This is a genomic window from Butyrivibrio sp., from assembly GCF_024699075.1.
Genome location: NZ_JAILQF010000124.1, coordinates 1 through 6,156, shown reverse-complemented (window position 1 = coordinate 6,156; position 6,156 = coordinate 1). Strand labels below are relative to the sequence as shown.

Annotated in this window: 9 protein-coding genes; 7 read left to right on the top strand and 2 right to left on the bottom strand. The window is 38.1% G+C overall.

Features of this window, described 5'->3' with window-relative positions:
• On the top strand, window positions 1-1,129 hold a 1,129-nt coding region (locus K6G87_RS04940; protein ID WP_296834623.1), incomplete at its 5' end, for a transposase.
• Between the two features lie 264 nt (window positions 1,130-1,393).
• Here K6G87_RS04940 and K6G87_RS04935 read toward each other — a convergent pair.
• Both K6G87_RS04935 and K6G87_RS04930 read right to left on the bottom strand, forming a co-directional pair.
• Window positions 1,394-1,555 carry a hypothetical protein gene (locus K6G87_RS04935; RefSeq protein ID WP_296834622.1) on the bottom strand — a complete coding sequence of 54 codons (162 nt, stop codon included), beginning with the start codon at window positions 1,553-1,555 and terminating at the stop codon, window positions 1,394-1,396.
• Window positions 1,552-1,890, bottom strand: a complete 339-nt coding sequence (locus K6G87_RS04930) for a hypothetical protein (RefSeq protein WP_296834620.1) — start codon at window positions 1,888-1,890, stop codon at window positions 1,552-1,554. The genes K6G87_RS04935 and K6G87_RS04930 overlap by 4 nt, the downstream gene beginning before the upstream one ends.
• Window positions 1,891-2,004: 114 nt before the next feature.
• Between K6G87_RS04930 and K6G87_RS04925 the strand changes: the two genes are divergently transcribed.
• From K6G87_RS04925 to K6G87_RS04900, 6 genes are all read left to right on the top strand, one after another.
• Window positions 2,005-2,475, top strand: a complete 471-nt coding sequence (locus tag K6G87_RS04925) for a hypothetical protein (RefSeq protein WP_296834619.1) — start codon at window positions 2,005-2,007, stop codon at window positions 2,473-2,475.
• Window positions 2,476-2,991: 516 nt separating this feature from the next.
• Window positions 2,992-4,203 (top strand): replication initiation protein, encoded by a 1,212-nt coding sequence (locus K6G87_RS04920; protein ID WP_296834617.1) that lies wholly within the window; start codon window positions 2,992-2,994, stop codon window positions 4,201-4,203.
• 48 nt (window positions 4,204-4,251) lie between these two features.
• The gene (locus K6G87_RS04915) at window positions 4,252-4,383 is read left to right on the top strand and encodes a hypothetical protein (protein WP_296834615.1); all 132 of its coding nucleotides are present in this window, start codon (window positions 4,252-4,254) and stop codon (window positions 4,381-4,383) included.
• Window positions 4,376-4,588 carry a hypothetical protein gene (locus K6G87_RS04910; protein WP_296834613.1) on the top strand — a complete coding sequence of 71 codons (213 nt, stop codon included), beginning with the start codon at window positions 4,376-4,378 and terminating at the stop codon, window positions 4,586-4,588. Before K6G87_RS04915 ends, K6G87_RS04910 begins: the two co-directional genes overlap by 8 nt.
• Window positions 4,589-4,769: 181 nt before the next feature.
• Window positions 4,770-5,750, top strand: coding sequence for a hypothetical protein (locus K6G87_RS04905; RefSeq protein ID WP_296834611.1), 981 nt, complete (start codon window positions 4,770-4,772; stop codon window positions 5,748-5,750).
• A gap of 41 nt (window positions 5,751-5,791) precedes the next feature.
• Window positions 5,792-6,073: a hypothetical protein gene (locus K6G87_RS04900; RefSeq protein ID WP_296834609.1), complete on the top strand. Its 282-nt coding sequence runs from the start codon at window positions 5,792-5,794 to the stop codon at window positions 6,071-6,073.
• The last annotated feature ends 83 nt before the right edge of the window (window positions 6,074-6,156 follow it).

The following is a 6,156-nucleotide window of genomic DNA, read 5'->3' as shown; positions in this document are numbered from 1 at the left end:
GACAGTTACGGCTAAAATACAGATATCCGTTAATGCAGACAGCAAGGTTTTACTTGACGAAACCATGTCTGTTTATTCTGATGCCTGTAATTATGTATCTGACTATGTGTTCCATACACACGATTTAAAACAGTTTTCTCTTAACAAGGCACTGTATTCTACATTACGAGAAAAGTTTGGTCTTAAATCTCAAATGACTCAGTCTGTATTTAAGACTGTCATTGCAAGATATAAGACCATTCTCGAAAATCAGAAAGAGTGGATTCAACCATCTTTCAAGAAACCTCAGTATGACCTTGTTTGGAACAGGGATTATTCCCTTACGCAAAACTGTTTTTCAGTAAATACGTTGAATGGTCGTGTCAAGTTACCTTATTTCGCCGAGGGCATGTCTAAATATTTTGACCATACAATCTATAAATTCGGCACTGCTAAGCTCATAAACAAGCATGGTAAATATTTTTTGCATATCCCTGTTTCTTATGATATCGAGGAAAGTAATATCTCTGATATCTGCAATGTTGTAGGCATTGATAGAGGTATTAACTTTGTTGTTGCCACTTATAACAGTAAGCACAAGTCTGGATTTGTAAGCGGTAAAGCCATCAAGCAGAAACGTGCTCACTATTCTAAGCTTCGTAAAGAACTCCAAATGTGTCAGACATCATCTTCAAGACGTAGATTAAAAGCTATCGGTCAGCGAGAAAACCGTTGGATGCAGGATGTTAACCACCAGGTATCAAAGGCACTCGTTGAATCCAACCCGAAACATACGCTCTTTGTTCTTGAAGATTTGTCAGGCGTTCGTAATGCTACAGAGCGTGTCAGAACCAAAGACCGCTACGTTTCCGTATCGTGGTCTTTCTATGACCTTGAACAGAAACTTGCCTACAAAGCTAAACAGAATCAGTCTTCCGTTATTAAGGTTGACCCTCGTTACACGAGCCAGTGCTGTCCTGTATGTGGACACATTGAAAAAGCCAATCGTGATAAGAAATTGCATCTGTTTACTTGTAAGAACTGTGGCTATAAATCAAACGATGACCGCATTGGAGCTATGAATCTGTACCGCATGGGAATCAACTATCTTGAAGATAGTCAAGTACCTGATACAGTTACGGCAGAGTAAACTTTGTCGTAAGGGGTGGCGTCAACCGTCCCATGATGCGACCCCACGGAAGTTACACCGACAAAATGTAGAAGTTATTACAACGAACTACAGGGGAGTCGCAAGCCCATTACCTTTAGGTGATGGGTGGTTGACAGTGAGGTCTCGGGTTAACATCCATGCACCCCTCGTCAAGGATCCTTTTGAATAGCTCCTTGGCCATCATATCTTCTTTTCGCATATACAAAATCCTTTCTGAAGAAACGTGTCCAATTGGACACGAAACTATCCGGTAATTATCTGTACAAAAATAAACGATACCAGCAGTGATGATAATATCATGCTGATTACGGTCACATTCTCAAATTTTTGTTTTCTTATCTTGGCTTCTACTAATCTGAAAAATATAAGTATCAGTGAAAGACCTAATACATAAACAATTTTCACTGCTGCTCTCCTATTACAAAATCGCTCCAAGCCTTGTAACTTTCTCTTGCAAGACAATGACACGCATACTCTTCTAACTCATCTTCTTTTAACCAGGCGCAATTAAGTCTGCAATGATTTATAATTGCCTCCAAAAGACTGCCTTTACCTTCGTTCCGTATGGCTTTTATCATTTCGGAATGCCACACGTCCATCCTCATCAACCCCTGTGGAGTTTCATAATACTCGAATCCTTTATACTCATTTACTGTCTTACCATTTCTTGACAGGATCTTTCCGATGGGCTCCTGTCTGTAATGCTTCAGCCCCGGCATAAGTTCTTTGATAGTTAACATACTCACCTCCAAATGTTTCTAGGTATATATTATACCATAAACGTTCAATTGTTCACAGTGGCAAAATGTACCAAAATATGGTATAATACGCATGAGGGAGAAAGGAGAAACATAATGTTTACACTTATTTCTCTTGGTGATCAGATACAGAATTTTATGAGTCAGAGTATCTATAACGTTTTTATAGCAGTTGCTGGCTCTTATATAATCTTTTCAGCATCCAGAAGTCTTTTTGACGTCACTCATGGTGATATCAGGATTTCTGGTGGTTTTGTTGTTGGGCAAAGATCATCTTATTTATCCGGAATTGTATTAGCCATGGCATTTATAGGTATGGTCTATGTGTTTATATCAGCTCTTGGTATCGGTGCAAAAACTACAGGCTACGAGCTTGCAAAAGCAAATTATGAATTTAAACAGGAAGTCCATAAATCAATGGAGTGGACCAGCGCCTATAAGGAAGCAAACAATATAATTATGGCAGCCGTGGACGGAAATGAAGATCTTGTACTTCACGAAGCTGAAGCTGTCATGGATGGTATCGAACAAAATACATATGAGTTCTTGAATCTATATTCCAGGTAAACGATTTCTCCCAAAAAAGTATATCTTTATGCATGTGTAATTTCTCAAAGCCGATTGGGTTGTCAAATCACTCAAAACGGATATTTTTAAAATACAGTTTCTTTGGTAAGGTGTTGTTGTTTTATTTTAAATAATAAACAACAACACTTATTTTATTTTATTTTAAGGGGGTTAAAAATCGCTCAACCATGCGCAATAGCGGCGAAAAGATATACTAAATTAGGAGTAACATCTACTTTTTTAGGAGAAACATCTACTAAATTAGGAGAGACATCTACTATTTTAGGAGAAATAGTACGGTATGAAGATATACTAAATTAGGAGTAATATCTACTTTTTTAGGAGAAAAGATATACTCTTTAAGGAGATTTTAAATAAACATATACTAAATTAGGAGATATGCTTGTTTTCTGGAATATTTAATATTTTTTTAACACACAAATAAGTTACCATGTTGTATAATACACCTAACGCTAAAAATATAATATTCCACTTGTAAGGTATGGGGTATGTTCTATGGGTAATGCATGTAAAGAACGTTGTGAACAGATGGAGCTGTTTACAAATAACGTATCTGTCTATAAAAAATCCAATACTTTGATAAATTCAAAAGGTAATGTTTCACTAATGGGTCTTAAGCTGTTCACTATCGCCATAATGAATGCCCGTTATGATGAGGCAGTAAATATGACATATGCGGTCATAGGTACGGGGCAGCTGAGGAGCCTTCTTGGGAATACCGGGAGTTCACTTTATACGAATATCCGTGACCAGATAGAAAACGGACATAAAAACAGTGGTTCGCTTCTTGACTGGAGGATAATCTATGAGGATAAAGCTAAGAAAGAGTTCATCATAAGTACAGTGATAACTGATGCGGCCTTCAGAAAAGGCAAGCTTACCATTTACTTTAACAACAACATCAAGGATTACGTGATAAACCTGACAAAGGATTTTACACTACTTAACTGCCGAGAACAGCTTTCTTTAAACAGCCATTACAGCTTCAGACTTTATGAGATATTTAAAGAGAAGCTAAATAAAGGGAAATATATAAATACACGCAACGGGGTTATTGATCAGAATATCATACAATGGGATGTAAACATCACAGAACTAAAACTCATCCTCGGGATCATAGACCAGAAGGAAAGTGTGGAGATAAGAAAGATTCTATTAGGCGGTGATATAAACTATAATGAAATAGAAGTACTATCAAGACAGAGCGGTAATAAAAAATACAAGACGTATGCATCCTTCAAGCAAAATGCCCTTGTAAAAGCCATATCAGAGATAAATGAAAAGACAGGAATTCATGTTGACTTTATCGAAAGAAAGTCGGGCCTTGGAGGGAAGGTATCAACGATTGAATTCTATATAAATACCAAGGATACCAAGAAACCTGCAGCCAAGGAAAGCGAAGAGGCAATAACCAAAGAAGATGGGTTTAAAGATATCACAAAAGATATATCAGACCTTACAGGGCTTTCCGAACCTGAGAGCAGGAAGATAGCAGAAGCTGCAGATTACGATTTTGAAAAGGTTAAAAAAGCCTGGGGACTTCCCAGCAGAAAAAATATAAATAATATTACCGGCTGGATGATATCAGCAATAAAAAGAAATTATGATGTAACAGCTGACAAAAAGCCTATACGAGGTAATGCGCAATATGATTATATGATGCACTCAGATTTTAATTACGATGAAGAATGGTTACTGGATAACTAAATATAGAAACGTGTCCAATTGGACACGAAATTGGAAAGGAAATGTTAAATGAAGAAAGAAAGTGATAAGCTATATAGAGGAATTATCATGGCCGCAACAGGAATCGTAATAGGATTTGTAGCATTTCTTATATCGAGAAAAATGGAAGAAAAGGAACTGGACAGAGATTATTATGGATAAGGTGGGACAGATGGAATACGTGATCAAAACAAACAAAGGGTATGTAGTAAAGGTAAGCGTCTTCAAGAACGAAATTGAAACAACGCAGAATGTCAAAGATGCAGCTCATTATAAGAAGACTGATGCACAGGATATGGCTAATCTTATTAGGACGATAAGAAAAGAACTTAAATGCACCGTCGAGCAGGACAGTAGTGCCGCATAAAATAAACCTTGATTTTTATTCATATTATCCTGTATAATATACTTGTTAAATGTCACATTCAATATAAAGATAACAGCCGCTGGCTTTTCCTATTTTAGGAAACGCTGGCGGTTTTTTATATATAGAAAATTCAAAAAAAGATATTAGAAACGTGTCCAATTGGACACGGAAAGGAGAAATTATGAACTACTACACAGCAGACCTTCATTTTGGCTGCCAGTCAATCTTCGAAAGAGAAAAAAGAGGAGAGATATTCAAAGACCTGGAACAGATGAACAAGACTCTCGTAGAGAACATCAATGAGGCCTGTCAGCCAGATGACGTACTTTATATCCTCGGCGACGTATCCTGCGCAGAATACAATCCCGCAAAGGAACTTTCAGCAATCAAATGTAAGAAGATCCTTATAGCAGGAAATCACGACAGAAAATGGCTTGAACATAAGAGTTTCAAAAAGCAGTTTGTCAAGATATTTGACACTGGCTATGTGAGGACTCTTGGTACAAGGATAACCTTAAGTCATTTCCCGATAGCTGAATGGGATGGATTCTTTAAAGGACACTGGCATTTTTATGGTCATGTACACAGAACAAACATGGGAAGCGGAAGGATGATGGAAAAGATTCCCAACTGCTATAACGTGGGTGTTGATGTAAACGACTATAAGCCCGTAACCGCAGCGCAGGCAATTGCAAAAAAACTCCTGAATGATTATGTGGATAATGTCGACTATTCATTCTATAAGGAGATCTTCGGAGATGTCGTAGGTGGAAGTGTAAACCTTGTTGAAGAAGATGCTTCTGGAAAATCCGTAATGGACATTCTTGGTGATTACATGGATGAGTACGGAAAGAACGTCTACATAGATAAGGAAAAGAAAGTCTATTACTGTTTCACACGCAGAGGCTCAAAAGTCGAAAGCGAATGCTGGGACTGGTGTGCGATGAACCGCGAAATAAAACAGTATCAGGAGGAAGATAATCTCTCCCCTGAAGAAGCTGATGAAAAATTCTGGAACGATGTAAAAGAATATGATCCACATACGTTTAGCTACGCTATTAAAGAGGGTACCTTTGAGGAAGCTCTTGGAAATGGCTATCTGGATGAACTAAGGGATGATTATCTTACGGCTATTGGTTACAGATTTCCAACAGCAGTCTGATCAGAAACGTGTCCAATTGGACACGAAACGGAGGAACGAAAATGAAATGGATTGAATTTTATATCGGAAAAGAAAAACGATACATCAACCCGGTAAGAGGTAATGTCCTGACTGAGCAGGAGTACAAAGACCATCTTGATAAAGACTTCAATGCAGGGTTTAGAGACCGCTGTGTTGGAATCTATGATAAGTGGTACCGCTATAACAGACTCGACGGAGGAGCAGCATATGACAGAGGTCAGAAAGCAGCTGTCGATGAGTACAGCGATAAGCTCCCGGACAGCTTTACTGTTATAGAAATGATGTTACCAGCAGTAGTCTGATCAATTTACCCTTATGAGGGGTGCTTCAAGCGGGAATCCGCAACGCCCCTTAAGGAGGGGGCTGATTATGAGAACAGGATATT